Annotated in this window: 24 protein-coding genes; 12 read left to right on the forward strand and 12 right to left on the reverse strand. The window is 69.5% G+C overall.

Features of this window, described 5'->3' with window-relative positions:
- Nucleotides 1-38: 38 nt before the first annotated feature.
- From F3T56_RS15530 to F3T56_RS15550, 5 genes are all read left to right on the forward strand, one after another.
- The gene (locus tag F3T56_RS15530) at nt 39-650 is read left to right on the forward strand and encodes a hypothetical protein (RefSeq protein WP_149825789.1); all 612 of its coding nucleotides are present in this window, start codon (nt 39-41) and stop codon (nt 648-650) included.
- A complete protein-coding gene (locus F3T56_RS15535) occupies nt 647-1,873 on the forward strand; it encodes a hypothetical protein (protein ID WP_149825790.1) in 1,227 nt (408 codons plus the stop codon). The genes F3T56_RS15530 and F3T56_RS15535 overlap by 4 nt, the downstream gene beginning before the upstream one ends.
- Nucleotides 1,874-1,880: 7 nt before the next feature.
- Entirely contained in the window at nt 1,881-2,522 is a 642-nt protein-coding gene (locus F3T56_RS15540; protein WP_149825791.1) for a hypothetical protein, read from the forward strand.
- 133 nt (nt 2,523-2,655) lie between these two features.
- Nucleotides 2,656-4,248: a WhiB family transcriptional regulator gene (locus tag F3T56_RS15545; protein ID WP_149825855.1), complete on the forward strand. Its 1,593-nt coding sequence runs from the start codon at nt 2,656-2,658 to the stop codon at nt 4,246-4,248.
- 23 nt (nt 4,249-4,271) lie between these two features.
- The gene (locus F3T56_RS15550) at nt 4,272-4,544 is read left to right on the forward strand and encodes a hypothetical protein (protein WP_149825792.1); all 273 of its coding nucleotides are present in this window, start codon (nt 4,272-4,274) and stop codon (nt 4,542-4,544) included.
- 96 nt (nt 4,545-4,640) lie between these two features.
- Here the strand turns inward: F3T56_RS15550 and F3T56_RS15555 are convergent, their stop codons facing one another.
- Nucleotides 4,641-5,249 carry a Uma2 family endonuclease gene (locus tag F3T56_RS15555; protein WP_246203632.1) on the reverse strand — a complete coding sequence of 203 codons (609 nt, stop codon included), beginning with the start codon at nt 5,247-5,249 and terminating at the stop codon, nt 4,641-4,643.
- 45 nt (nt 5,250-5,294) lie between these two features.
- Complete coding sequence (locus tag F3T56_RS15560) at nt 5,295-5,726, reverse strand: ATP-binding protein (RefSeq protein ID WP_149825793.1); 432 nt, start codon at nt 5,724-5,726, stop codon at nt 5,295-5,297.
- 227 nt (nt 5,727-5,953) lie between these two features.
- Between F3T56_RS15560 and F3T56_RS15565 the strand changes: the two genes are divergently transcribed.
- Together F3T56_RS15565 and F3T56_RS15570 are read left to right on the forward strand one after the other, a co-directional pair.
- Nucleotides 5,954-6,835, forward strand: coding sequence for a helix-turn-helix domain-containing protein (locus F3T56_RS15565; protein ID WP_149825794.1), 882 nt, complete (start codon nt 5,954-5,956; stop codon nt 6,833-6,835).
- Nucleotides 6,836-6,845: 10 nt separating this feature from the next.
- Nucleotides 6,846-7,061, forward strand: coding sequence for a DUF397 domain-containing protein (locus tag F3T56_RS15570; RefSeq protein WP_149825795.1), 216 nt, complete (start codon nt 6,846-6,848; stop codon nt 7,059-7,061).
- Here F3T56_RS15570 and F3T56_RS15575 read toward each other — a convergent pair.
- On the reverse strand, nt 7,012-7,485 hold the full coding sequence (locus F3T56_RS15575; protein ID WP_149825796.1) for a hypothetical protein: 474 nt from the start codon (nt 7,483-7,485) through the stop codon (nt 7,012-7,014). The genes F3T56_RS15570 and F3T56_RS15575 overlap by 50 nt on opposite strands.
- A 301-nt stretch (nt 7,486-7,786) precedes the next feature.
- Between F3T56_RS15575 and F3T56_RS15580 the strand changes: the two genes are divergently transcribed.
- The 3 genes from F3T56_RS15580 to F3T56_RS15590 all read left to right on the forward strand — a co-directional run bounded on the left by F3T56_RS15580 (nt 7,787) and on the right by F3T56_RS15590 (nt 11,101).
- Nucleotides 7,787-8,989, forward strand: a complete 1,203-nt coding sequence (locus F3T56_RS15580) for a fibronectin type III domain-containing protein (RefSeq protein WP_246203633.1) — start codon at nt 7,787-7,789, stop codon at nt 8,987-8,989.
- A gap of 44 nt (nt 8,990-9,033) precedes the next feature.
- A complete protein-coding gene (locus F3T56_RS47810) occupies nt 9,034-9,543 on the forward strand; it encodes a hypothetical protein (protein WP_246203634.1) in 510 nt (169 codons plus the stop codon).
- Nucleotides 9,544-9,661: 118 nt separating this feature from the next.
- Complete coding sequence (locus F3T56_RS15590; RefSeq protein ID WP_149825797.1) at nt 9,662-11,101, forward strand: fibronectin type III domain-containing protein; 1,440 nt, start codon at nt 9,662-9,664, stop codon at nt 11,099-11,101.
- A gap of 82 nt (nt 11,102-11,183) precedes the next feature.
- On the opposite strand, the gene F3T56_RS15595 is transcribed toward F3T56_RS15590, so the two are convergent.
- The 6 genes from F3T56_RS15595 to F3T56_RS15620 all read right to left on the reverse strand — a co-directional run bounded on the left by F3T56_RS15595 (nt 11,184) and on the right by F3T56_RS15620 (nt 16,465).
- Nucleotides 11,184-11,633 carry a heat shock protein transcriptional repressor HspR gene (locus F3T56_RS15595; protein WP_149825858.1) on the reverse strand — a complete coding sequence of 150 codons (450 nt, stop codon included), beginning with the start codon at nt 11,631-11,633 and terminating at the stop codon, nt 11,184-11,186.
- 5 nt (nt 11,634-11,638) lie between these two features.
- A complete protein-coding gene (gene dnaJ, locus F3T56_RS15600; protein ID WP_149825798.1) occupies nt 11,639-12,820 on the reverse strand; it encodes a molecular chaperone DnaJ in 1,182 nt (393 codons plus the stop codon).
- 63 nt (nt 12,821-12,883) lie between these two features.
- Complete coding sequence (grpE, locus tag F3T56_RS15605; RefSeq protein WP_149825799.1) at nt 12,884-13,558, reverse strand: nucleotide exchange factor GrpE; 675 nt, start codon at nt 13,556-13,558, stop codon at nt 12,884-12,886.
- Nucleotides 13,555-15,402 carry a molecular chaperone DnaK gene (dnaK, locus tag F3T56_RS15610; protein WP_149825800.1) on the reverse strand — a complete coding sequence of 616 codons (1,848 nt, stop codon included), beginning with the start codon at nt 15,400-15,402 and terminating at the stop codon, nt 13,555-13,557. Before dnaK ends, grpE begins: the two co-directional genes overlap by 4 nt.
- 241 nt (nt 15,403-15,643) lie before the next feature.
- Nucleotides 15,644-15,853 (reverse strand): GNAT family N-acetyltransferase, encoded by a 210-nt coding sequence (locus F3T56_RS49710; RefSeq protein ID WP_342786942.1) that lies wholly within the window; start codon nt 15,851-15,853, stop codon nt 15,644-15,646.
- A gap of 90 nt (nt 15,854-15,943) precedes the next feature.
- Nucleotides 15,944-16,465 (reverse strand): hypothetical protein, encoded by a 522-nt coding sequence (locus F3T56_RS15620; RefSeq protein WP_149825801.1) that lies wholly within the window; start codon nt 16,463-16,465, stop codon nt 15,944-15,946.
- A gap of 118 nt (nt 16,466-16,583) precedes the next feature.
- Here F3T56_RS15620 and F3T56_RS15625 point away from each other — a divergent pair, with 118 nt between their 5' ends.
- The gene (locus F3T56_RS15625; RefSeq protein WP_149825859.1) at nt 16,584-17,234 is read left to right on the forward strand and encodes a class I SAM-dependent methyltransferase; all 651 of its coding nucleotides are present in this window, start codon (nt 16,584-16,586) and stop codon (nt 17,232-17,234) included.
- Here F3T56_RS15625 and F3T56_RS15630 read toward each other — a convergent pair.
- Entirely contained in the window at nt 17,231-18,298 is a 1,068-nt protein-coding gene (locus F3T56_RS15630; protein ID WP_149825802.1) for an MraY family glycosyltransferase, read from the reverse strand. The two genes, F3T56_RS15625 and F3T56_RS15630, sit on opposite strands and share 4 nt — an antisense overlap.
- A 264-nt stretch (nt 18,299-18,562) precedes the next feature.
- On the opposite strand from F3T56_RS15630, the gene F3T56_RS15635 reads away from it, so the two are divergent.
- Nucleotides 18,563-20,884, forward strand: a complete 2,322-nt coding sequence (locus tag F3T56_RS15635; RefSeq protein ID WP_149825803.1) for a heterodisulfide reductase-related iron-sulfur binding cluster — start codon at nt 18,563-18,565, stop codon at nt 20,882-20,884.
- Between the two features lie 94 nt (nt 20,885-20,978).
- Here the strand turns inward: F3T56_RS15635 and F3T56_RS49280 are convergent, their stop codons facing one another.
- Together F3T56_RS49280 and F3T56_RS15645 are read right to left on the reverse strand one after the other, a co-directional pair.
- A complete protein-coding gene (locus tag F3T56_RS49280) occupies nt 20,979-24,938 on the reverse strand; it encodes a caspase, EACC1-associated type (protein WP_149825804.1) in 3,960 nt (1,319 codons plus the stop codon).
- Nucleotides 24,938-25,366, reverse strand: a complete 429-nt coding sequence (locus tag F3T56_RS15645) for an effector-associated constant component EACC1 (protein WP_216372964.1) — start codon at nt 25,364-25,366, stop codon at nt 24,938-24,940. The genes F3T56_RS49280 and F3T56_RS15645 overlap by 1 nt, the downstream gene beginning before the upstream one ends.
- Nucleotides 25,367-25,407 lie beyond the last annotated feature (41 nt).

A 25,407-nucleotide genomic window follows, 5' to 3' on the forward strand; every position in this document is an offset into this window, starting at 1 on the left:
AGCACCGAGACTCACGCGAGACAGACGCAGGAGCACACATGCCGACGTTCCAGATCGACGAATCGCCGCAGCGCCTGGCCGAAGAACTGGCCGGACTCGAGCACGTGGACTGGCCCGCGATCTGGGCCGGCCCGCCCAACCCGGGCCCGGCCTTGAACGACTGGTGTGCGCTGTTTGGCTGGAAGCCACTGCCCCAGGACCGCGTCCTGGCCGTGCGCACCGCGACGGGCGGCCGACTGAGCCTGACGCCCGTGGCCGAGGGGGGCTGGAGCCCGGTCCAATCTCTCCGCTGGACGACCTGGCATCTCCGGGCCGGTAACTCCAGCGAGAACGATCAAGTGCTGGAGATTGCGGCGGATGCCTGGCCCAGGTACGAAGCCGCCGCCCGAGGAGTTCTTGGTACACCGGAATTCTCCGGCGCCTGGGACTCCCCTACATTTCCCGAGCCACGAGGCACGGACCACTGGCTTCCCTCACGCGAAATGCGCCTGAGCGACCGCGACCCGTACCGACTCGCTGTCTGGAGGGGTACGGGCAGCGAAGATCCGGTCATCGCGCTCCAAGTGCTCAGCGGCGGAGTCACCCCCCGTGGAGTGGGGCTGCGGGCGGTCATGATCAGCGTGGTGTGCTACCCGCAGGAAACACAGTGAGCGTAGAAACCGTCACCCGGACACCCATCCAACGCGCTCTCACCCTCCAGATCGAAGCAGGCGCTCCTCTTCCCAAAGCGAAGGCCAAGCGCATCGCGAACGAGATCCTCGAGTCGGCCGCAGCAGCCGACAAGACCGTCGAGGAATACCTCGTCGACTACGCTAAAGGGCTTGACGTCAAGGCTCTTCGCGAGGGCATGAAGTCGGCCTTCTGGTCCTACGGTATTCCCCACCCGGACCTTCCGTCGGGCAAAGTTCTTAGCAGCCAGCACCTCGCTGCCATCTGGTCCGACATGGAGAACGACAATGAGGCCGACAGCGCCCGCTACCTAGAGGGCACACCGGGCGGAAAGGCTCTGGGCGAACTCCACCTGTGGAACCCCCAGGTGCAAACGAGCCTCGGTTTCCTGGAGGACGAAGGCGAGGCCGCAGCCCGCAAAGCCTGGGGCGCCCTCTCGGAGAACTACGCCAAAGCCACCGACGGCGAGGCAATCGTCTTCGCCGGAGAACTCGCACCGTGGAGCGTCGCCTACGAAACCGAACTGCCCCAACTGCGCAGGACAATCGGCGCCGAGAACATCCACTTCATGTACGACCTCTCCGAGGAGACCCTGAAGGGCCTCCCGCCCGAGAGTCAACAACTCCTGTCCGAGGGACGGGTCCGCTCACACGTCCACTTCTTCGCCCCCAACCCCGAAAACCCACCGCCCGAGAAGTACTGGGAGGCCGGATACCTGGACCTGGAGCACGTCAAATCACTACCCACCCCTGAGCTCCAGCGTGCCGCCATCCTCGAAGTGTGCGAGCGGGTGGCGCTGTTGGATCAGCAGCAGGCCGAAGCCGAAGCCGAGAAGCGCGCCCAGCAGGATCTGGACCTGAGCGCGGAACAGGAAGTCACCGCCCCCGGCATCGAGGAACAACAGCCGACGGCGGTCTCCCTCACCGAGCAGACGCCGACGACACCAGCACCGGAGTCCGCTCCCACCGCCATGGCCAGCACCCACGGCGTCTACCTGCCCGGCGTGGAAGTGAACGCCAAGGTGGCCTCCCAGCCGAGCAAGCCGCTCGAAGCCGCGCCGCAAGCCGTCGCCGGCATGCACTTCCTGCCCGGAGTCACCGTGAAGCCTGTGGCGGCGCCCGCCGCCCCGGCCCCGGTTGAGGCCGCTCCCACGCAGGCCCCTCCTGCACCCGAGCAGGCACACGGCACAGGCATGGGGGAGTGATCGATCCATGAGCCGCACCAAGGACACTCGTACGAGCCCCCCGGCGCCGTCCCGTCTCCGCCGTCTCCTCCACCAGGACAAGACCGACCCCTGGGCCGTACGCATGCTCCCCCGCATCGTCTTCGGTCTGGCCGCCGCCTACACCCTCTTCGCGATCGCCTCGCAGAGTGGCTCCGCGTTCGTCATGGTCTGCGTCCTGCTGCTGCTCGGTGGAGTGGTCTGGCTGCTCCGCCGTCGCACCCAACTCCTCCTGGCCCTCGCGTCGACCATCCTCGCCCTGGCCTTCACCGGCTACTTCTCCGCAGTAGGTGATGCGGCGCGCATGAACACGAGTGCGGCCGTCACCGGGACGGCCGCGTTCGGATACTGGGCCCTCGCGGGGATGGCGTTGCTGGGCGCCTGGATGGTGAAGGAGCACCCTGGCCGACGAGGCGTCACCGTCGTGCTCGGCGATGTGATTCTCGCCATCGCGTCGATCGTCGGCATGTTCGTGCCGGACGCGGGCGTGCCGCTCGGATTCGTTGGTGTGCTCGGGGTGTTGGCGGTGCGCGGGGCGGGCGCAAAGGCTGTGATCGGGCGGGTCAGGCGAGTCCGGCAGGGCATCGGGCGGACGCGGCGGCGCGAAGCCCCTGAAACGGCGGACAGTTGAGGCTTCTGTGAATGATTCGTCGCGTCACTGTTCGTTTCCGGTCAGCGCTTTGCACATGCGTTGCATCAGTTTGACAAGATGCCTTAGAGTCCCCCGCGATCACGGATCACCACGGGGGACAACACACATGCGTATGGCGAGCCATACGACGCTGGCCGCGCTGCCCATACGACCTGCCCGCAAGGCGGTCACCCGGGAAGCCCACATACCGGACGCGGCGCTACCCTGCCGCCGTCGGCCAGACGTCTTCCAGCACCCGCTGCTGGACACCACGGAGAACCCGAACACCTCGATCACCTCGGTCACCTCGGTCACCTCGGTCACCTCGGTCACCTCGCAAGTCGGCCTCTCGCCCGACCAGCACCGTCAGCGTCTCGTCCTGCTCCGCACCGCCCGTGACCTGTGCGCCTCCTGTCCGTTGTGGGCGGAGTGCCTGCAGGACGCCGTCGCGTACGCGGAACCGTACGGGTATACGGCCGCCACCACCCGAGACGACCGGCGTCGGATGCGCCGCGCGCTCGGTATCGGCGACGAGAACGGCGATCTGCCGCCCCACGCCGCGATCCGCTTCGACTCCGGCTCCGTACCCCGGCGGCTGGCCCGGCTCAGGTCCCGCGCCGACGGGGCGATCACACATTCGTCCACCCGCCGGCCGACTGTCCCGGAACTGCCGGAACTCGTGCAGATCCTCGACGCGTTCGACCTCCTCCAGGATCAACTGGCCTACCAGCAGGGGCTGTTGGCAGAGCAATCGCAAGGCGGCGCGCCGACGACGCTGTTGCATTCGCACACCATTCCACAGACATCTCACAGACGGCGCCCCACTGCGGACGGGCCGTCGTACACGACGCCCGAACCGTCGGACGACAGGAGCGAGGAACGCATGGCAGCGGCCGAGGCCGGGCAACGGATCGCCTTCTCGTACGAGGATCCCGCCCTGGCCGTACGGCAGGCCGTGCTCGGCCCGCTGGTGCGCTCCGCCCTGCCCGCGCTCACCAGCCTCGAGCAGCTCCTCGCGATGCTGACGTGCCTGCCCGGCGGCGACACGGCCCACGACTACGGCGTCGATGTCCCGGCCGTACGCGAAGCCGTCGCGTCACTGCTCCCGGACAGCGCCCCCGCCTCGGCGGACGCCGACGACACCCCGGGCCCTCCCCCGCCGCGCCCGCTCACCGGCTCCGTCTCCGTCGAACTCGCCACCACCGACCCGGTGGCCGCGCTGCGCCGCGACTTCCTGGAGCCGCTGCTGCGCGAACTGGCCGCCACCCTCGGGAACGTAGAGAAGGTCGCGACCATGCTGGCGGCCACGTCCGACGAGGCCGACGACGACGCCCGCCTGGAGACGATCCGCACCGCCCTGCGCGAGATCCACGACCACCTCCCGCGATCGGCCGCCCCCACGACCCGCCCGGCGACACACTCCGCGCACGTCGACCACCCCGCCGCGGGGCACGCCCGCCGTACCGCCTCCGCGCCCAGCATCCGCGCCGCCGTAGAGAAGGCCGTGGCTGGCTTCCCCGGCGCCTTCTCCTCCCGCGACGTACTGCGCGCCCTGCCCTCCGGCGTCTACGGCGACCCGGCGAAAACCATCAGCAACGTCCTGTCCACCATGGTCAAGTCAGGCCGCCTGCAACGGCTTTCCCGCGGCACGTACGCTCGCGTCCTGGACGTCGAGGCCATCGACGACACCGTCCTCCCCGAGCGGGGAGAGGCGAAGAGCGCCTGAGCCGGAAGGAAGACCAGACCCCGATGACCGAACCAACCCCGACCCCACCCGCCGCCGCAAACCCCGGCGCGCAGGACGCCCAGGTACACGTCTTCTCCCCCAACGCCGGCCTCATCGACGGCGTCCCCGTCACCGCCCCGCCCTACGGCGACATCCAGGACGTCGTCCTCTCGATCCTCCAGCAACGCGCCCAGCAACTCGGCGCCCCCACTCCGGCCACCATCACCGACAACCGTTACGGCGGCGCCATCCGGCTGCTCATCCATCCGGACGGGACTACGGAGCAGCTGGACTGACAGGGAACCGCGCGGCGACGTTCACTGCGCGTCGCCCGGCGGGCGGCACCCGCCCCGGCCCTGGGCTCGGTATGGGCGGCTGACGGACCGCGCGGTTCAGCTCCGCTTCGGCCCGGTGATCGCCTCGTCGATGACGAAGCCCTTGGCGGGGCCTTCGGGAATGGTCACGTCGGTGCCGTAGGGGACGCGGTGGATGTCCTCCCAGTCGGCCTTGTCGGGGCGGGGCCCGGTGAAGAGGGTGACGGCGCCCTGGCCGTCGTAGTCGTCGATGAGAACGTAGACGGGGATGCCCGCGCGGGCGTACTCGCGGCGCTTCTTGACTCGGTCGCGGTCCTGGTTGCGCTTGCCCGGGGAGACGACTTCGAAGACCGCTCCTACGGCTGACGCATCGACGCCGACGTCGTCCTCGTCCACGTACGGCTCCAGGCCCTCGGGGGCCACGAAGCCGTCCGGGATCCACGCGCTGTGGTCGTGAGTCACCGTCATGGCGTTCCACACGACGTGGGCGCCGTCCTGAGCCTCCCGGAGGAAGTGGCCGAGGGCCTCCCAGAGACGGTTGGCAATCCGTGCGTGCGGAAAGGCTCCGATGGGCCACACCTCGATGGCCCCCTCGATGATCTCCGCACGGTAGCCCTCGGGGAGTTCCATGGCTTGCCACGCCTGCCACAGGACTTGGTCGGGAGTGGGAAAAAGGGGAGTGGTCATTACTCGCTGCTTCCTCTCGATCGAGCTGGTGACACGGCGACCGGCTCACCCCGCGAGCCCCAGCTCGAACCACACCCCCTTCGCGAACCGCCCCGCCCGCCCGTCCGCGACGCCCCACTCGTCCGCCATCTCCGCGACGAGCGCGAGGCCGCGGCCCCAGCAGGCGGCGCCCCCTCCGGCGGGCCGTACGAGCACGGGAGGGTCCGCGCTCTCGTCGAACACGCTCACCCGCAGCCGAGCCGGTGTGAGGCGGACGCGGAGCATGGCCGTGCCCTTGGTGTGTAGGTGGACGTTGGTGACGAGTTCCGAGGTGCACAGGGCGGCGGGCGTGATCAGGTGCTCCCGGTCGTGGGTGGAGAGGACGGCGCGTACGAAGTCCCGGCAGAGGCGGGGAGCGGTCGCGTCGGCCGGGGCGAAGAGGCTGTATTCGTGGGTGAGTTGGGCGGGGCGGTGGGCGGCGTGGCGGGACGGGTACATGCGGGCTCCTATCGGGGAAGAGGGCGAGATCCCGCTGACCAGCGATGGCGTCGCCCGTGTGGGTGCTCTGTCGGCTTATGGGCAGGGGGAGTTGGTTGGATTCGGTGCGTGATCGAACCCACACTCACGGTAGAGATAGAGGTTTACAATTTTCAAGCTAGTCACCGGATCGGTGGACGAACTTCCTCGATGCGGACAGACTTTGGGCGACTGGACGAGGAGTGACCGTGGGATTGCGCACCATCATCAGCGAACGCCAACGGCGACTCGGCTACGAACTCAAACAACTGCGCGAACAAGCCGGGTTCAATGCTGGGGAAGCCGCGGAACGGATCGGAATGGGTCGGGCTCATTTGAGTCAGATCGAGACCGCGAAGACGACGATCCTGACGGAGCGACTCCGGGAGCTGTGCCAGCTGTACGGGTGCAAAGATGAGACCTATATCGAGGCTCTTGTCGCCATGTCCGAGGCGAGCGGGAAGGGCTGGTGGACCGCCTACAAGAAGCCCATGGAGCAGGGGCCGCTGAACCTGGCGGAGCTGGAAGCGGGCGCCGTATCGCTGCGGATGCACCAATCACTTCTCATCCCCGGGCTGTTCCAGACCGCCGACTACGCCCAGGCTCTCTTCACCAGCCCGGAGTTGGGCTTCGAGAACATCGAGGACACGCTCAAGTTCCGTATGGTGCGGCAGCACATCCTGACCGGCGAGAGTCCACCGTCCGTACACGCCGTGATCCACGAATCCGCCCTGCGCATGCGCTTCGGCGGCACTCAGGTGCTGCGCGGCCAGTTGCTCCAGCTCATCGAACTGTCCCGCCTCCCCAACGTGACCATCCAGATTTACCCGTTCACCTCTCAGGCCCACGCGGCCCTCACCGGGAACTTCGTGCACCTCATCCCTGCCGTCCCCGAACTGGGCACTGTGGTGCTCGAATACCCCTCCGGTTTCCAATACTTGGGCGATCGAGACAGCCTGGCCCAGTATGGGGCGCTGTTCGACGGACTCACCAAGTACGCCCTCGCCCCCGTCGACGTATCGTTGGCCCCGGAAGCACACTCCGTGAAGGACTCGCTGGCCCTCATCCAGCATGTGCTGTACACCCTCTGAGGAGCTCCGGATGCCTGAACTCACCTGGCAGAAGTCAACGTTCAGCGGCGGCCCGCAGGGCGAGTGCCTCTACCTCGCCACCACCCCCGACGGAACCATCCGCCTCCGCGAGAGCGACACCCCGGACACCATCCTCGGGACCGACACACGCGGCTTGGCGCGGCTCCTGCTGCACATCAAGAGCCGAACTTCTCCCTCGGAAGCAGGGCCAGCGGCATCCAGCTGAAACCGATGGCGAAGACGCCGACGAGCGTGGTGAGTTGCTCGGGCAGCAGCCGGCCCAGCTGGGAGACGAGGACGGCCAAGACCACCACGTAGACGTCGAAGGCCAGTAGGGCGGCCACGTTCCGCGCGGCCTTGCCGGGGCGGACTCTCGGTTTGGTCTCGGTGCCGTGAACCATGCCGATCAGGAGCGCGGGCACGAACCCTCCGGTGACGGCGCCGAAGGCGATGCCGCCGATCACCACGGCGCCGCGCCCGTCGTCGGGCACCACGGAGGACAGGAACGCCCTGTCAGCCAGCTCCAGAAGCAGGGCCACGCCCCCGAAACCCCCGAGGATCGTGGTCGTCAGCACTAGGACCAGCCCCGCCCCGAACGCGACGTTCCCGACCACCGACCGCCGTAGCCGTAGCCGTAGCCGTATGGACACGACCCTCCCCTTCCGTTGTCGAGGGATTGGCAGTTCCGTCCCACTCCAGACCCCCGCAGCCCCCGGTCAGCGGCCCCGGAGCCGAGACAAATCTGCCAATCACTGCCATACGGCCGCACGGAGGCGCAGCCTCACCACCAACCCCCACAGAACCGTCCCTTATCCTCCCCGCTACGCGCACAGCTTCCCCAGCAGCCCCACCTGCGCTGTAGCGCCCCACTCCCCCATGCCGACACCGTTCGTTTCCGTTCGTTTCCGTCGTCCCCATGGGCCGAAAGGGCTGCCAGTGATGACCGAGGGCATGACCGAAGTGATGACCGAGGGTTCTCCTCCGAGACAGAGCGCGAGCGCACGCGCGCGGCACCGGCGCAGGCACGGCCGCGGTCGGGTGCGTACGACCGCCGTCGCCACCGCGATCGGCGCCGCCACCGGCGGCGTCTACGCGCTGACCGCCGAAGCCGCCGTGACCTGCACTTCTCCCACCTTCAAGCGGCAGCTCTTCGCCAACACCACCTTCTCCGGTACGCCGAAGAAGACGGACTGCGACGCCAAGATCAGCGAGAACTGGGGGACGGGCGCCCCCGCCTCCGGACTCCCCAAGGACAACTTCGGCGTCCGCTGGACCCTCACCCGGGACTTCGGTTCCGGCGGGCCCTTCACCTTCACCGCCACCGCTCGCGACGGCATCCGCGTCTACGTCGACGGCGTACGCAAGGTGAACGTCTGGAAAAACGTTTCGACGACGCAGCGCAGGACCGTCAACCTCACCATCCCCTCCGGCAAGCACACCCTCCGCATCGACTACGTCAACTGGACCGGCGCCGCCAACGTCTCCTTCGCCTACGCCCCCCGCACCTCCGCGACCGTCGACAAGACCGCACCCCTCCCGACCACGGGGCAGACGGTCGCGTACGACGCGGGCACCGGTCGCGCCAAGCTCACCTGGGCCGCCAACAAGGAGATGGACTTCGCCGGTTACCGCGTCTACCGGCGCCTCAAGGGCACCGACTTCGGCTCCACTCCCCTCGCCACGACCACCTCCACCTCGTACACCGACACCTCCCTCCCCAAGACCGGCGAGACGTACGAATACCAGGTCCGCGCCTTCGACAAGGCCGGCAACACCTCCACCGGCTCGGCCACCAAGCCCGTCACCACCGTCGACAAGACCCCCGCCGCCCTCCCCTACGACCTCGCCGTCACCGACGCCGCCGAGGGAAACCGGCTGACCTGGCAGGGAGTTGAGGAGGCGGAGAGTCACCTCGTCTACCGGGCGACCGCCGTCGACGGGGCCTACGCCAAGATCGGCTCCTCGACCGGGACTTCGTTCTACGACGACACCGCCGCCGAGAAGTCGACGTACCACTACGCCCTCGCCTCCGTGGACGCCGCGGGCAACGTCTCCGAGCGCACCGCCCCCGTCTCCTCCACCCGCGCCGACCGCACCGACCCGGCCGCGCCCACCGGGCTGACCGCCGAGGCACCGCCGACGGCAACCAGCTGAACTGGGCGGCCAACACGGACGACACCACCGCGTACCAGGTATGGGTGAAGCGCCCGGGGGACACCGGCTTCACCTACCTCGACACCGCCACCGGCGCCACCACCTACCTGGACACCGCCGCCGACCCCGGCACCGAGTCCGCCTACCTGCTCCGCGCCGTCGACGACGCGGGCAACGTCTCCGCCGACTCCGCCACTGTCACCGCGACCCGGCCGCACAAGGTCGCCCCCGTGCCCGGTGCCGACGCGGTCGTCGACCCGGACGGCGACGGGGACTTCACCAGCGTGCAGGCCGCGCTGACCGCGCTGGGAGCGGGCACGGCCGCACCGCGAGTCGTCCCTCCCCGCCGCCATCAAGGCGGCGCCCTACCGGAACTGGACCTCCGGCACCACGACGTACTCCTGGAAGGACTCCTTCTTCCGCGAGTACGCCAACACCGGCGCCGGCTCCGCCGCCTCGGCCACCGAGGACCGTCCCCAGCTCTCACCGCCGAGGAGGCCGCCTCGTACGAGAAGGCCGACTATCTGGGCGACTGGACGCCTGACCTGGGCTGACCCGTACAACCAAACAGCTCCCTCGTATGTCTGATCGGCACCGGCGGTGTCCCCCGCCGGTGCCGATCGGCATCACGCGCCGATCGGCATCACGCACTGAAGGACCCTGAAGGACTTCATGACCTCAGCCAGACGTACGACGGTGACCGCAGCCACCGCCGTCGTACTCGCCACCGCCGCCGGTCTGCTGACCGCCACCGCCACGACGGCGAACGCGGCCGTCACCTGTACCTCCCCCGTCTTCAAGCGGCAGTTCTACGCCAACACCACCTTCTCCGGTACCCCGAAGAAGACCGACTGCGACAGCGCGATCAACCAGAACTGGGGCACGGGAGCCCCCGCCACCGGCCTGCCGAAGAACTACTTCGGCGTCCGCTGGACCGTGACCCGCGACTTCGGCTCCGGCGGCCCCTTCACCTTCACCGCCGCCGCCCAGGACGGCATCCGCGTCTACGTCGACGGCGTCCGCAAGATCAGCCTCTGGAAGAACGTCTCCACCACCCAGAAGAAGACGCTCAACCTCACCATCCCCTCCGGCAAGCACACCCTCCGCATCGACTTCGTCAACTGGACCGGCGCCGCCAACGTCTCCTTCGCCTACGCCCCCCGCACCTCCGCGACCGTCGACACGGTCGCCCCGCTGACGCCGGCGGGCCTCGCGGTGGCGTACGACAAGACCACCGGCAAGGCCGCGCTGAGCTGGGCGAAGAACAAGGAGATGGACCTCCGCGGCTACCGCGTGTACCGCCGTGCGGGGGGCGCTTCCTTCGCCGAGCCGCTGATGACGACCACGGGAACGTCGTACACGGACGCCACCCTCCCGGTCACCGGCGCGACCTACCACTACGAGCTGCGCGCCCTCGACCAGGCCGGGAACGAGTCGAAGGGCACCGCCGACAAGGCCGTCACCACCGTCGACCGGGTCGCGCCCGCGGTCCCGCAGGGCGTGGACGTCACCGACGCCTCCGAGGCGGGCGGGGTCCGCGTCGGCTGGTCGGCGGTCGCGGGAGCGTCGTCGTACCGGGTCCACCGGGCGGCGAGCGCGAGTGGCCCCTACGCCCAGATCGGCACCACGGACCAGCTCTCCTACCGGGACGCCACCGCCGAGGTGGGCGTCACCTACCACTACCGGGTGACCGCCGTCGACGCGGCGGGCAACGAGTCCACGCCCTCCGCCTCCGTCAGCGGGACGCGCCGGGACGACACCCCGCCCTCCCCCGTCACGGGGCTGACGGCCACGCCGACCGAGTACGGCTTCGCGCTGAACTGGGACGCCAACCCGACGCCCGACCTGGCCCGTTACGTCGTCTACGGCGGCGAACTCGTCGGCGACGAGGAGGAGGAGGGGATGTGCTACGCGGGCGAGGTGGAGTGGCTGTCGGCCGGCACCACCTCGTACGAGTACCAGACCGTCCCGGACGGTGAGGAGCGCTGCTTCTTCATCGACGCCGTCGACGACGACTGGAACTCCCACTACAAGTGGACCCGTTCGCCGAACGTCGTGGTCGCGACCGAGCTGGACCCGCTGAGCGAGCCGACTTCCGAGGCTTCCAACTGACCACAGGGGCCCGGGGGTTCACATGAACCCCCGGGCCCCTGCCCATACTTGACGAACCGTCAGCCAAAACCGGGTCAGTCAGTCAGTCCGACTGCCGCCCCTTCGGCCGCCACACCACCAACGCGCTGCTCTGCTGCATTTCCTGATACGGCACCAGGTCGCGCCGGTACGACGCGTGCACCGCGGCCTCGCGCTGCCGCATCGCCGCGGCGGCGCCGTCGAGGGCGGCCTCCATCTCGGCGACCCTCGCCTGGAGGGCGGCGACCTGGTTCTCCAGCTCGATGATGCGCTTGATGCCGGCCAGGTTGATGCCCTCGTCCTGCGACAACTGCTGGACGGTGCGCAGCAGTTCGATGTCGCGGGCCGAGTAGCGGCGGCCGCGGCCCGCGGTGCGGTCCGGGGAGACCAGGCCGAGGCGGTCGTACTGACGCAGGGTCTGCGGGTGCAGACCGGAAAGCTGGGCGGCCACCGAGATGACGTACACCGGTGTCTCTTCCGTCAGCTCGTACGGGTTTCTACGGCGGCCGTCCATCACACTCATGCTCCCTTCGCGGCCTGGAACAGCTCCGCCCGCGGGTCCTCGCGCGCGGTCGCCTCGCGATACGCCTCCAGTGCGTCACGAGCCTTCCCCGACAGGTCCTTCGGGACACTCACCTCGACCGTGATCAGCAGATCGCCGCGGGTGCCGTCCTTGCGGAAGGCGCCCTTGCCGCGGGCCCGCATCGTACGGCCGTTGGGGGTGCCCGGGGGCAGTTTCAGGGTGACCGGCGGGCCGCCCAGGGTCGGGACCCTGACCTCGCCGCCGAGCGCCGCCTCGGGATACGTCACCGGCACGGTCACCGTGAGGTTGTCGTCCTTGCGGCCGAACACCGGGTGCGGGTCGACGTGCACGACCACATACAGGTCGCCCGCCGGGCCGCCCCGCTCACCGGGCGCGCCCTTGCCGCGCAGCCGGATCCGCTGGCCGTCGGAGACGCCCGCCGGGATCCGGACCTGCATGGTGCGGGACGACTTGGCGCGGCCCGAGCCCTTGCAGATGTCGCAGGGGTCCTCGGCGATGAGGCCCCGGCCCTTGCAGTCCGGGCACGGGTCGGTGAGGGAGAAGCCGCCGCCGGAGCCCCGCGCGACCTGGCCGGTGCCGACGCACGTCGGGCACACCCGGGGGGTGCCGTTGGCGTCGCCGGTGCCCGAACAGGCCCTGCAGGGCGACTGCGAGGACATCCGCAGGGGTACGGTCGCGCCCTCGATGGCCTCGGTGAAGCTCAGCGTGACCTCGGACTCGATGTCCTGGCCGCGCCGGGGCTGCACCCGCGTGGTGCCGGAGCTGCCCCGGTTGAACAGGCCGCCGAAGACATCGCCGATGCCGCCGCCGAAGCCGCCCGCTCCCTGGCCGCCGCCCTGGGGGCCGCCGCCGAAGAGGTCGCCCAGGTCGAAGTTGAACGAGCCGCCGCCGGCGCCGGGTCCGGGACGGAAGCCGCCGTTACCGAAGAGGGAGCGGGCCTCGTCGTACTCCTTGCGCTTCTTGGGGTCGCCGAGTATGTCGTTCGCCTCGGAGATCTCCTTGAAGCGCTCCTCCGCCTTGGCGTTGCCCTTGTTGGCGTCCGGGTGGTACTCGCGGGCGAGCTTGCGGTACGCCTTCTTGATTTCGGCCTCGGTGGCGTCCTTGGGGACGCCGAGGACCTTGTAGTAGTCCTTCTCGATGAAGTCCTTGGTACTCATCCTCGACGTCCCTCCTTCCACCTTTTCCACTCACCGTGCACGTCACCATGTACGCCGTCGGCGTCAGCCCTCGTCCGGGCCACCGCTCTCCTTGTCGTCGGCCGTCTCGGTCTCTTCACCCTTGACGGTCTGCGCGCCGGGCTGCGGCTCGGCCACGGCCACCCGCGCCGGGCGGATGGTGCGCTCGCCGATGCGATACCCCGGCTGAAGAATCGCCACGCACGTCGTCTCGGTGACGTCGGGCGCGTAACTGTGCATCAGGGCCTCGTGGATCGTCGGGTCGAAGGGCTCGCCCTCCTTGCCGAACTGCATGAGTCCCATCTTCGCCGCGACGGTCTCAAGGGACTCCGCGACTGACTTGAATCCGCCGACGAGTTCGCCGTGTTCCCGTGCGCGGCCGATGTCGTCGAGTACGGGCAGGAGCTCGGTCAGGAGGTTCGCGATGGCGATCTCCTTGACCTGGATCCGGTCGCGCTCGACCCGACGCCGGTAGTTCTGGTACTCGGCCTGGAGCCGCTGGAGGTCCGCCGTGCGCTCACCGAGCGCCGTACGCACCTGGTCCAGCTGCGCCGTGAGGCCGGCCACCTGGGCCGCTGCCCCCGCGTCCCCGGCCGGGGCCGCCCCCTCCTGGGGGGCGGCCTTCGGCTCAGCGTCCTCGGAGCCGGAGGGGACGTCGGGCTGCTGCGGCTGAGCCGACTGCGGCTGCTGCTCGTCGAAGCCCGGGGTCTCCTCCGTCACGCGGCACCGTCCTTACGGTCCTCGTCGACGATCTCGGCGTCGACGACGTCGTCGTCGGCCTTGGCCCCACCGGCGGTGGCACCCTCCGGCCCGCCCGCGGCCTGCGCGGCCTGGGCGTCCGCGTACAGCGCCTGGCCGAGCTTCTGCGAGACGGCGGCGACCTTCTCGGTGGCGGTGCGGATCTCGGCGGTGTCCTCGCCCTTGAGCGCGGCCTTCAGCTCCTCGACGGAGGCCTCGACCTCGGTCTTGATGTCGCCCGGGACCTTGTCCTCGTTGTCCTTGAGGAACTTCTCCGTCTGGTAGACGAGCTGCTCGCCCTGGTTACGGCTCTCGGCGGCCTCGCGACGCTTCTGGTCCTCCTCCGCGTACTGCTCGGCCTCCTGGCGCATGCGGTCGACCTCGTCCTTCGGCAGCGAGGAGCCGCCGGTGACGGTCATCTTCTGCTCCTTGCCCGTGCCCAGGTCCTTGGCGGTCACGTGCATGATGCCGTTGGCGTCGATGTCGAAGGACACCTCGATCTGCGGGACGCCGCGGGGCGCCGGCGGCAGACCGGTCAGCTCGAACATCCCGAGCTTCTTGTTGTACGCCGCGATCTCGCGCTCGCCCTGGTAGACCTGGATCTGCACGGACGGCTGGTTGTCCTCGGCGGTGGTGAAGATCTCGGACCGCTTGGTCGGGATCGTCGTGTTCCGCTCGATGAGCTTGGTCATGATGCCGCCCTTGGTCTCGATACCGAGGGACAGCGGGGTGACGTCGAGGAGGAGAACGTCCTTGACCTCGCCCTTCAGGACACCGGCCTGGAGGGACGCGCCGATGGCGACGACCTCGTCCGGGTTCACACCCTTGTTGGCCTCCTTGCCGCCGGTCAGCTCCTTGACGAGCTCGGCGACGGCCGGCATACGGGTGGAGCCACCGACGAGAACGACGTGGTCGATCTCGGAGAGGGCGATCCCGGCGTCCTTGATGACGTTGTGGAACGGCGTCTTGCAGCGCTCCAGAAGGTCGGCGGTCAGCTGCTGGAACTGCGCCCGGGTGAGCTTCTCGTCCAGGTGAAGCGGACCCTCGGCGGAGGCGGTGATGTAGGGCAGGTTGATCGAGGTCTCGGTGGAGCTCGAGAGCTCGATCTTGGCCTTCTCGGCGGCCTCGCGGAGCCGCTGGAGCGCCATCTTGTCCTTGGCGAGGTCCACACCGTGCCCGGCGCGGAACTGCTGCACCAGGTAGTCGACGACGCGCTGGTCCCAGTCGTCACCACCGAGGTGGTTGTCACCGTTGGTGGCCTTGACCTCGACGACACCGTCGCCGATCTCCAGGAGGGACACGTCGAAGGTGCCGCCACCGAGGTCGAAGACGAGGATCGTCTGGTCGTCCTTGTCGAGGCCGTAGGCGAGGGCGGCGGCGGTCGGCTCGTTGACGATACGCAGCACGTTGAGACCGGCGATCTCACCGGCTTCCTTCGTCGCCTGACGCTCGGAGTCGTTGAAGTACGCCGGAACGGTGATGACCGCGTCCGTGACCTTCTCACCGAGGTACGCCTCAGCATCCCGCTTCAGCTTCTGCAGGATGAAGGCGGACATCTGCTGCGGGTTGAACGGCTTCCCGTCCAGCTCGACCTTCCAGTCGGTACCCATGTGACGCTTGACAGACCGGATCGTCCGGTCCACGTTGGTGACCGCCTGGCGCTTCGCGACCTCGCCGACCAGCACTTCACCGTTCTTCGCGAAGGCGACGACGGACGGCGTGGTCCTGGCACCCTCGGCGTTGGTGATGACGGTGGGCTCGCCGCCCTCCAGAACGCTGACGACGGAGTTAGTCGTGCCCAGGTCGATGCCGACCGCACGTGCCATTTCAATTCCTCCAGCAATGACTTGAGTGGAACGGACTCAAGTGTGCATGACGCCTCCCGCTGGGTCAACAGAGCTGAGCCGAGGGGGCTCAACTCTTATGTTTTGCTTATACGCAAGGTGGGTTTGACCTGGGGTTTTGTGCGAGCCCGGTCACCGTCAGGCCGTAGCGGAGCTTCTCCTTCGCGTGGGCGCCGAGGCGGTCGTAGAAGCGGACGGCGCCCTCGTTCCAGGCGGGGGTCTGTCATTGGACCTCGTCCAGGCCGAGGGCGCGGGCCTCGGCCACCACCGCCTCCATGAGCAGCGCGCCGAGGCCCGAGCCCCGGCTGTCGGCCCACAGGAAGAGGCAGTCCATGTGGAGGTACTCGCGGCCCTGCCAGGTGGAGAGTTCGGGGGCGCAGCTGGCGTAGCCGACGACCTCGCCGTCGGGGAGCTCGGCGACCAGGCAGCGCAGCCGGGGTTCCGGGGTGTCGAAGAGGAGCGAGGCGCTCGGCGATCCGGGGCAGGTCGGCGGGGCGGGCGGGGCGTACGCGTGGGGCGGGGGTCACCGGAGGGTGCCCTCCAGGGTGTCGTCCTGCCAGGCCCTCAGGCGGTCGGCGATCGTCGCTCCGCCGTCGAGGACGTGGCGGGAGTAGGCGTCGCGCTCGTGGCTGAGGACGGCGGCCTCCCAGACGCAGGGGGCGAGGCCGGTGCGGCCCGGGCGGAGTTCGTCGAGTCGCCCCACCGGGCCGGTGAAGATCGCCAGATCGGCCATGAGCCCCTCGATCCACGTGTGGACGAGGACGTAGTCGCCGTCCCCTCCCGCGTGCACGATCAGTACGGCGAGTCCCAGCGACCCGCGCGTACGGCCGAGTGCGAGGTGCGCCTCGGCGATCCTCAGGGCGGCGTCCGCGTCCTGCTCCGTCACGGTTCGGCCCGGCGCCTCCAGGGCGTACGCCTTGACCACGTGACCGGCGGCCTCATGGGTGCCCAGGGGGCGTACGGGGCGATCGTGGTGCTCGTCCGACAGGGCGAGCAGCGCCTTCGTGTCCACCGCCGCGGGAAGCTCGTGATCGTGATCATTCATGCGGCCCATGATGGACGCCACACGCTAGCGGCACCACGAGGTTGTCCGATACTCGGTCGCCGGCGCCGGCGGCCGGGCCCTAGTGTCCTCGCCTGTGACTGACCCCGTGTCCTCGCCTGTGACCGACCCCTCCTCCCACCTGCGCGCGACAGCGGACGCCTACGACGCCGTCGCCGTCCGCTACGCCGGGCTCCCCCGCGACGACCTCGACCGTCTTCCGCTGGACCGCGCGGTACTCGCCGCGTTCGCCGAGGCCGCGAGAGCCACCAGTCCCGGACCCGTGGCCGAGCTGGGGTGCGGGCCGGGACGGGTGACCGCGCATCTGCGGGATCTGGGGCTGAAGGACGTCTTCGGTGTCGATCTGTCGCCGGTGATGATCGGTCTCGCCCGCGAGGCGTACCCGGAGCTGCGGTTCGAGGTCGGTTCCATGGACGCCCTCGACCTGGCCGACGGCGAACTGAACGGCATCGTGTGCTGGTATTCGGTCATCCACGCCCCACCGCGGGTCCTGCCCTCGTACTTCGCCGAGTTCCGGCGGGTCATCGCGCCCGGCGGCCACCTCCTGCTTGCCTTCTTCGAGTCGGAGGGCGACCCGGTCGGGCCGTTCGACCACAAGGCGTGTACGGCCTACCGCTGGCCGATCGACGCCCTCGCGGAGCTGGCCGGCGACGCAGGGTTCACCGAGGTCGGCCGGATGCTGCGTGAGCCGGACGAGGGAGCGGGGGAGCGCTTCCGCCGGGGGCATCTCCTGATGCGTATGCCCACCTAATACGCCCGGCGTTTGAGAGCCAGGCCGTCAGGCACACGCCCAGTCGGCATCGTGGACGGCCCACGCGGCCGGGACATCGTCCGGGCCGCGCCCCCGACCCCGTACACCGGCACCCTCAGCAGCCCCACCACCACGACCACCGCGGCCCCCACCACCCACCACACCCCACTCGCCTTCATCCACAGCATGTGGACGGCCACCCCGACGGCCACCGAGGCGACCGCGCACACCCCCAGTACGACCACCACCCCCACCGGCGTGAGCCCCAACCGCCGCAGCCGGTGGGTGAGATGGTCGGGTCCGCTGCGCCACAGCTCGCGCCCGGCCAGCCGCCGTGACACCAGCACCAGCACCGCGTCGGCGGTCACCAGCGCGGTCAGCGCGAAGGGCACCGCGACGCCGACCCCGTGCTGCGCGGCGTACGCGTACACCCGTACGGCGCCGCCCGCGAGCAGGAACCCCACGAACAGCGCCCCGCACTCCCCGAGAACGATGCGCGCCGGCGGCCAGTTCTGCATCAGGAACCCGGTGAGCCCGGCGGCCAGCACGCTCAGCAGCGCGGCGAGACCGTCGACGACCTCGGCGGCGGCGCACGCGCTGAGCGCGAAGGCGGTGACGACGCCGATGACCCCGAGGACGCCGTCGGAGCGGCCGAGCCCCTTGAAGCCGTGCACGACGAACGCGACCCACACCACGCCCAGCACCCCGCCGAGGACCCCGAGATCCTCGTACGGCATGACGTACGCGGCGGCCGCGACCAACCCCACGGCCCGCACCACGAACGGCAGCCGCCACAGATCCCCGACCAGCCCGAGCCCGGCCACCGCCGCCCCGGCGACGAGCAGCCGCCCGCCCTCCTCCCCCAGCGGCGCGACCCCGGTCCGCTCCCCCGCCCAGGCCACGGCCCCCACGGCACCGACCAGCGCCACACCCCCGAGCAACGGCACCGGCCGCGCCCGCCGCCGCTCGACGAACCCGAACCGCAGCGAGGGCGCCCGTACGACCGCCGCGAGCACGGCGGTGAGCAGCAGGGCGGAGGCGGAGGCGAGGATCCCGTACAGCACGGATGGAGGATATTCCGTTATGCCATGATTTCAGGTGAATAACACGATCGGCTTTACGGAGCCCCTCGCGCGACAACGCACACGATCACGCCGCGATTACTCAGGCAACCCTCAGCGACACAGATCACCGCCCTCCTGGCTACAGTGCGGCAAAAGAAGTGGGTAGTCTCAGACGGACTGCATAAGTTACCGCTTAGTAATGAGAAGTCGTCGCCTTCGAGGGAGACTCGAAGACGCACCCCTCGCAGGCCCGAGGAGCCCCCAATGCAACTCGCCGCGATCATCGTGTCGCTGGTTCTGACCGTGGTCGGCGTCGCGCTGCTCGCACGCGCCATCGGTCAGTTCTTCCGGTACTTCAAACTGGGCCAGCCGGTCCCGGCCGGCAGCCGTACCGACAACCCCTACCAGCGCAGCGTCACGCTGGTGCGGGAGTTCCTCGGTCATACGCGCATGAACCGGTGGGGCATCGTGGGCATCGCCCACTGGTTCGTCGCCGTCGGCTTCCTCACTCTGCCGCCGACCCTCGCGCAGGCCTTCGGTCAGCTCTTCGAGGCCGACTGGACGCTGCCGGTCATCGGCGGCTTCCTGCCGTTCGAGCTGTACATCGAGTTCATCGGCGTGATGACGATCCTGGGCATCGCCGTGCTCATGGTCATCCGCCTGCTGAGCCTGCCGTCGCGGGCGGGCCGCAAGTCCCGGTTCGCGGGCTCCAAGTCCGGTCAGGCGTACTTCGTCGAGTACGTCATCCTCACCATCGGTCTCGCGATCTACGTGCTGCGCGGCCTTGAGGGCGCGATCCACCACGTCGAGCACTACGAGGCCGCGTACTTCGCCTCGTACCCGCTGGTCCTGGCCTTCAAGGGGCTGAGCGTCCCGACGCTGCAGACGCTGGTCTACTTCACCGCGATGGTGAAGATCAGCACGTCGTTCATCTGGATGATCGTCGTCTCGCTCAACACCAACATGGGTGTCGCCTGGCACCGCTTCCTCGGCTTCCCGAACATCTGGTTCAAGCGGAACGCCGACGGTGCCACCGCCCTGGGTGCCCTGCAGCCGATGACGTCCGGCGGCAAGCCGATCGACTTCACCGACCCCGGTGACGACGACGTCTTCGGTGTCTCCCAGGTCGAGCAGTTCTCCTGGAAGGGCCTGCTGGACTTCTCCACCTGCACCGAGTGCGGCCGCTGCCAGTCGCAGTGCCCCGCCTGGAACACCGGCAAGCCGCTCTCCCCCAAGCTGCTGATCATGTCGCTGCGCGACCACGCGCACGCCAAGGCGCCGTACCTGCTGGCCGGCGGCGGCAAGGACATGGAGGGCAACGAGAAGGCGACGCCCGAGCAGCTGAAGGACGTCCCGGCGGCCGCCCTCGCGGAGGCCGAGCGTCCGCTGATCGGCACCGTCGAGGCTGTATCTGACAGCGGCTTCGCCGCGGGCGGCGTCATCGACCCGGACGTCCTGTGGTCCTGCACCACCTGCGGCGCCTGCGTCGAGCAGTGCCCGGTCGACATCGAGCACATCGACCACATCGTCGACATGCGCCGCTACCAGGTGATGATCGAGTCCGCGTTCCCGTCCGAGGCGGGCACGATGCTCAAGAACCTGGAGAAGAAGGGCAACCCCTGGGGCCTGGCCAAGAAGCAGCGCCTGGAATGGCTGAAGGAGGTCGACTTCGAGGTCCCGGTCGTCGGCAAGGACATCGAGGACCTGTCGGAGGTCGAGTACCTGTACTGGGTCGGCTGCGCGGGCGCGTTGGAAGACCGCGCGAAGAAAACCACGAAGGCCTTCGCCGAGCTGCTGCACATGGCGGGCGTCAAGTTCGCGATCATGGGCGGCGACGAGAAGTGCACCGGTGACTCCGCCCGCCGTCTCGGCAACGAGCCCCTCTTCCAGGAGCTCGGCATGGAGAACGTCATGGCCCTGAACATGGCGTTCGGCGAGGAGATGGACGACGACGGCAAGGTGACCGAGGAGTCCCGCAAGCCGAAGTCGGCGAAGAAGATCGTCGCCACCTGCCCGCACTGCCTCAACACCCTCGGCAACGAGTACCCGCAGCTCGGCGGCGACTACGAGGTCATCCACCACACCCAGCTGCTCCAGCACCTGATCGACGAGGGCAAGCTGATCCCCGTCACCCCGGTCGAAGGCCTCATCACCTACCACGACCCCTGCTACCTGGGCCGCCACAACAAGATCTACACGCCCCCGCGCGAGATCATGACCGCCGTCCCCGGCCTGCGCCAGCAGGAGATGCACCGCCACAAGGAACGCGGCTTCTGCTGCGGCGCCGGTGGCGCGCGCATGTGGATGGAGGAGCGGATCGGCAAGCGCATCAACAACGAGCGCGTCGACGAGGCCCTGTCGCTCAACCCGGACATCGTCTCCACCGCCTGCCCGTTCTGCCTGGTCATGCTGACCGACTCGGTCAACGGCAAGAAGAACGACGGCAAGGCCAAGGAGTCCATCCAGGTCGTCGACGTCGCCCAGCTCCTCCTGGAGTCCGTCAAGACCCCGGTCCCCGACGAGGACGAGCCCCCGGCGGGCACGGCCGAGACGGAGAACGAGCCGGAGCCGCAGCCGGTGAAGTAGACCGCCGCCGGTCCAGCGACACGCCGCCGACGCCCCCTGCCCCATCCGGGCCGGGGGCGTCGGCGTTTCGACTCACTTGAGCGGCCCGGCTCGCTCATCCGCCGTCGGGACCGCCGAAGAGGCCGCCATTTTCGCCGTTGCCGTTGCCTCCCCCGCTGCCGGTGTCGGTGGGTTCGGGGGTTTCTGTCGGCTGTTCAAACAAGTCGCTCTCGCTCGGCGTGGCGGACCGCGCGCCGTCTCGGCCCTCGTTCTCCGTGCCACCGACCGAGCCGCTGGAGGCTGTGGACACGGATCGGCTGGGCGGCGGCGTCTTCGATGGTGTGACGGCCACTTCTTGTTCCGGCGATTGCAGGACGAAGCTCGTCATCGCCCGCTCCTTCAGCACGTGCGCCTCCGCCAGGTAGGTACCGGCGGAGGCGGAGCCGTCCCGATCGCAGCCCTTGGTGTTGGACCCGCGGTCCCAGTGGAAGTCGACGGTGACCGGCTTGTCGCGGGCAAGCTGTACCCAGCGCTGCCCGTCATGGCCGGACGCGCAGGCGGATGACCTCCACGTCTCCCCGAAATCCCCGGTTTGCGTCACCACGAGGTGGGCATCGGCGCGGCTGAGGTTGATCCGGCAAGGCACCCGGCCGGCGGCATCGGTGTCCGCGCTCACCGACAGCTTCAGGTGCGGTTCGCCGTCGGTGTAACTGTTGCGAACCGAGGTCAGCCGTACGCTGATGTCGGCGCCGGTGCAGGCCCTCAGTCCCATGATCGCCGCCGTATTGACCGGCTGGTTGCCGATGTCGGCCACTTCATCGGCGGCCGGCCTGTCGGGCAGCGCGGTGCTGCGGGACGGTGAGGCCGACGAAGCACTCGGAGAGGCCCGATGGCCTGCCGGACTCTCGGAGTCCCCGGGAACCAACAACAAGGTCAGCCCCAGGCCGACCCCGGCGCCCACGACCGCCGCCAACAGCGCCCGCCACGGCGCACCCTTCGGTACGGTCTCCCCGCCCCCGGCGGCACCGTCGGGTCCTTCGCGTCCGTTCCTCAACTCCTCGGCGATCTCTCCCAAGCCGAGGTCACGCAGCCTGCGCATCATCCGGTCCACCACCCAGGGCCGGTTGTGCTCGGCAACCCAGATGCCCAGATGCCTGATCCGGTGTCGCCGCCCCGCATCATGCAGCGCCTGTACGACGCGCGCCACCACGACGTCCGAGTCCTGACGTGAGAACAGCCCCAGGAACACTTCCTCCATGTGCGCCACCGCGCCGGGCGGGGTTTCCAGCAGGCTCAGAAACTCGCACAACGACGCGGGGGACAGCTCACGCCCTGCTCGCCTCAGCCGTTCCGGGGCCATTCCACGGCGCAGGGGATGGCGTGCGTTGCCCAGCGAGGACCACTCCTCCCAGACCCGCACCGCGTCAGCGGCCCGCCCTTGTTCCCGCCACGCCTGCGCCTGTCCGACCCGCTCGGCCCGCAGCTGCCACAGGCGGGTCACGGCGGCTTCCGTGAACGCCGAATCCCGGAGGACTTCCACGAAGTCAAATCGGTTCGCCACACACACCAGTCCCGCCTGGACATCGAACCCCTCGACGGGAGCCAGCGCCGCGCACAGGCGCCCGACATCCGGTCCCGGAAGTTCGGTGAAGAGCTCCCGGACCCGCGCGTCGAGCAGATCCAGCGCCTCTCGCCCGCCTTGCTCGCCCACATGACGGACCAGTCCGGCCAGTTCCTCGCCGGGTGTCTCGCAGAGCGTCCGGCCGATGGCGAGCAGTAGTTTCCCGCGCCGCGACGACGGTCTGTCGGCGAAGCAGCGCAGCACACGCACAACGGCGGGGCCGGTCAGCCGCCCCATGACCGGGAACAGGAATTCGACCAGCTGTGACCACCCGTTGTGGCGCTGGGCCGCGTAGGTCAGCACGTCCTCGAGAGGGGTACCCGCGCCCTCCGTCAGCAGTTCGAGCAGCCGGTCGGCCTCCGCCAGGCGGCCGTTCGCCCACAGGCTGCTGAGCAGCGGTTCGAGCCGTGCCGCCCGCGCGTGAGCGGCGACTTCGGCGTACAGGACGTCGATGCCCAGGGCGTCCGCGAGAGGCACCAGTGCGTCCAGCACCTCGGGCTGCGGGCGGTTGCGAGCAGCGGCGACGAGGGCCTCGGCATCGTCCGGGAGTCCGGCGTCCCGGAGGGTCAGGGCGGCGGTCGCGGAGAAGACGGCGGGCTGCCGCGCCATCCATGCGAGGAGCCGCTCGGGCTCACCGTGCGCGGCGCCCCGGAGGGCGGCGACGAGCAGCCCGGCCACGGCGGGCCCACGCTCCGCGGCGGTCTCCAGCAGTTGCCGGCTGTCCAGCGGGCGTCCCACGTCCCGCAGGGCATCGGCGAAGCGTACGACGTCGGCAGGGTCTCGCCCCTCGCTCGCCCACAGGAACAGATCCAGCAGTCCGCCCGGGTGGTCACGGCGCAGTTGCGCGGCGGCGTCCAGCACCTGTTCGAGGGTGGCCCGGCCCACGGCCTCGCGGGCGGCCTGGTCGGCCCAGTCGAGATCAAGAGACCGCAGTGCGAAGGCCAGGCACACCTGGTGGAGTGGCGCGGGTTCCTCCGTGAGCAGGGCTCCGAGGAGTTCCCGGGTGCCGTCGAAGTGGCCGCCGTCCACCATCTCCCGCAGGAGCAGGGCGAGCTCCTGCCGGGACTTCGCGGCGGCGAGGGCGCGCGGCAGGCGCCGGTACAGGCGGAAGGCGAGGCCTCTCACTCCGGCGGTTCGCAACAGATCCGCGACGGTGAGCGTGTCCTCCGCCGAGCGCTCCGTCCACATCGCGTCGAGCACCTGGTGCAGGAGCTCGCTCCTGACCTTCCCGTGCAGGGACTCCGTCAGCCGCGCCGCGTCCGACGGCTGCCGCCGGATCAGTACGAGTGAGATCAGCCGGACCGCGGCGGCCGTCTGCTGCTCCCGTACGAGCAACAGGGCGCCGGCCGCCACCTCGGCCGGGTCCCGTTGCGCCAGGCGGGACAGCACCTCGTCGGCCAGGATGTCGGCTTCCAGCTGGATCAGCACGAGCAGGCACCCGACGGCGTCGGATGTCTGCCGCGCGGCGAGGCTCGCGCAGACGTGCCCGGCTTCCGTACGCCGGTCCGCTCGCTCCAGGTGCAGCAGGAGGGCCGCGACCTCCTGGACGGGCCAGCGGGACGCGGCGGCCATGAGGAGCTGGTCGGCCTCCCCGGTCGCCCCGCGGCGGCGCATGTCCTCGGAGTGGTCGGCCAGTTCGGCGGGAGTGCCGCGCAAGGCTTCGGCGAGGGCGGGCGGCGGTTCCGTGCGCTCCCGCGCGGCGGGGAGCGGCGGTACCCGTTGTCCCTGGCGGTTGCGTACGAGCGTGATGGAGCGACCGCCGTTGCGGCTCCGCTGCTGCGGAATGGGACGGCCCTTCGCGCGCAACTCGCACAGCACGGACTGGTAGATGGTCTCCATGTCCAGGAATTGCGGGCCGTCGGGAATCCCCTCGGCCAGCACCCTGAGCAGTTCACCCGTGAACGCGGTGAAGCGCTCGCCCGGCGGCGCGAGCGACAGTCTGTTCTCCGCGGAGGCGGTCATGACATAGGAGCCGTCGATCACGGCCTGATCCGCCATCCGCACCAGTGGGCCCATGTGGCCCTCCAGTGCCCGCCCGCTGAAGCAGCAGTCCACGATGACCACCTTGTTGCGTGCCCCGCCGCCGGCGTCCAGCACGACGTCTCGCAGCGTGGAGAACTCCAGGGCGCGGTAGAGCCGACCGCGGTGGGTGTCCGGCAGGGCGAGGCAGAGCTCGGAGTGGGGCGAGACCAGGCCGTGCCCGGCGAAATACAGCACGAAGGTGTCGCGTGTCTCGGCTGCGGCGTCGTAGACCGCCTCCAGGACCTCTTTGGCGGTGGCGGGATTGAGCAGAGTGGTGCAGTGCTCCTTGGGAAGGCCCCAAAGATCATCGCGGGTGAAGAGGGCACCCAGGTCGGTCACGTTGTTGGCGACGGCCGGCAGAGCGTCGAGTTCCGTGTAGTCCGAGACACCGATGATGACGGCCCGCGATGTGGCGGTATCGGGCAGGGGCATTACCGGACTTCCGCGGTCCCTTCCGCGCTACCGGTGGCTTCGGCTGTACCGGTGGCTTCGGCTGTACTGGTGGCTTCGGCGGCTTCGGTGGTGCGCAGTGCCTCGACGATGCGCCGCACGGTCTCCTCGTTCCCGTCCTGGACCGTCAGGGCCCCGCCCGGGAAGGTGATGGTCACCGCGGGCGCGGAAGGACGCGCCGTACGCCACGTCGCATACGCCACCGCGAGGTTGAGGGCGGCGATTCCATGCTCCAGCACAAGCTCGATGACATGCGCCGCGTCGCCCATCGCCCCAGGTTCGCCACGGCTCTGGAGACCGATCGCCTCCACCCCCCGCCGGAACTCCGTGTCGCCACGCAGCCAGTCGTAGAGATCGGCGATCGCCACGCCGGTGTCGTCCCGCTCAGCGGAACCGATGGTGATGCGCACCGAGCCTCCCCTTCCGTGTGCGCGTCGAGTGTAGTGAAACG

The sequence above is a fragment of the Streptomyces tailanensis genome (assembly GCF_008386495.1).
Lineage (GTDB): Bacteria > Actinomycetota > Actinomycetes > Streptomycetales > Streptomycetaceae > Streptomyces > Streptomyces tailanensis.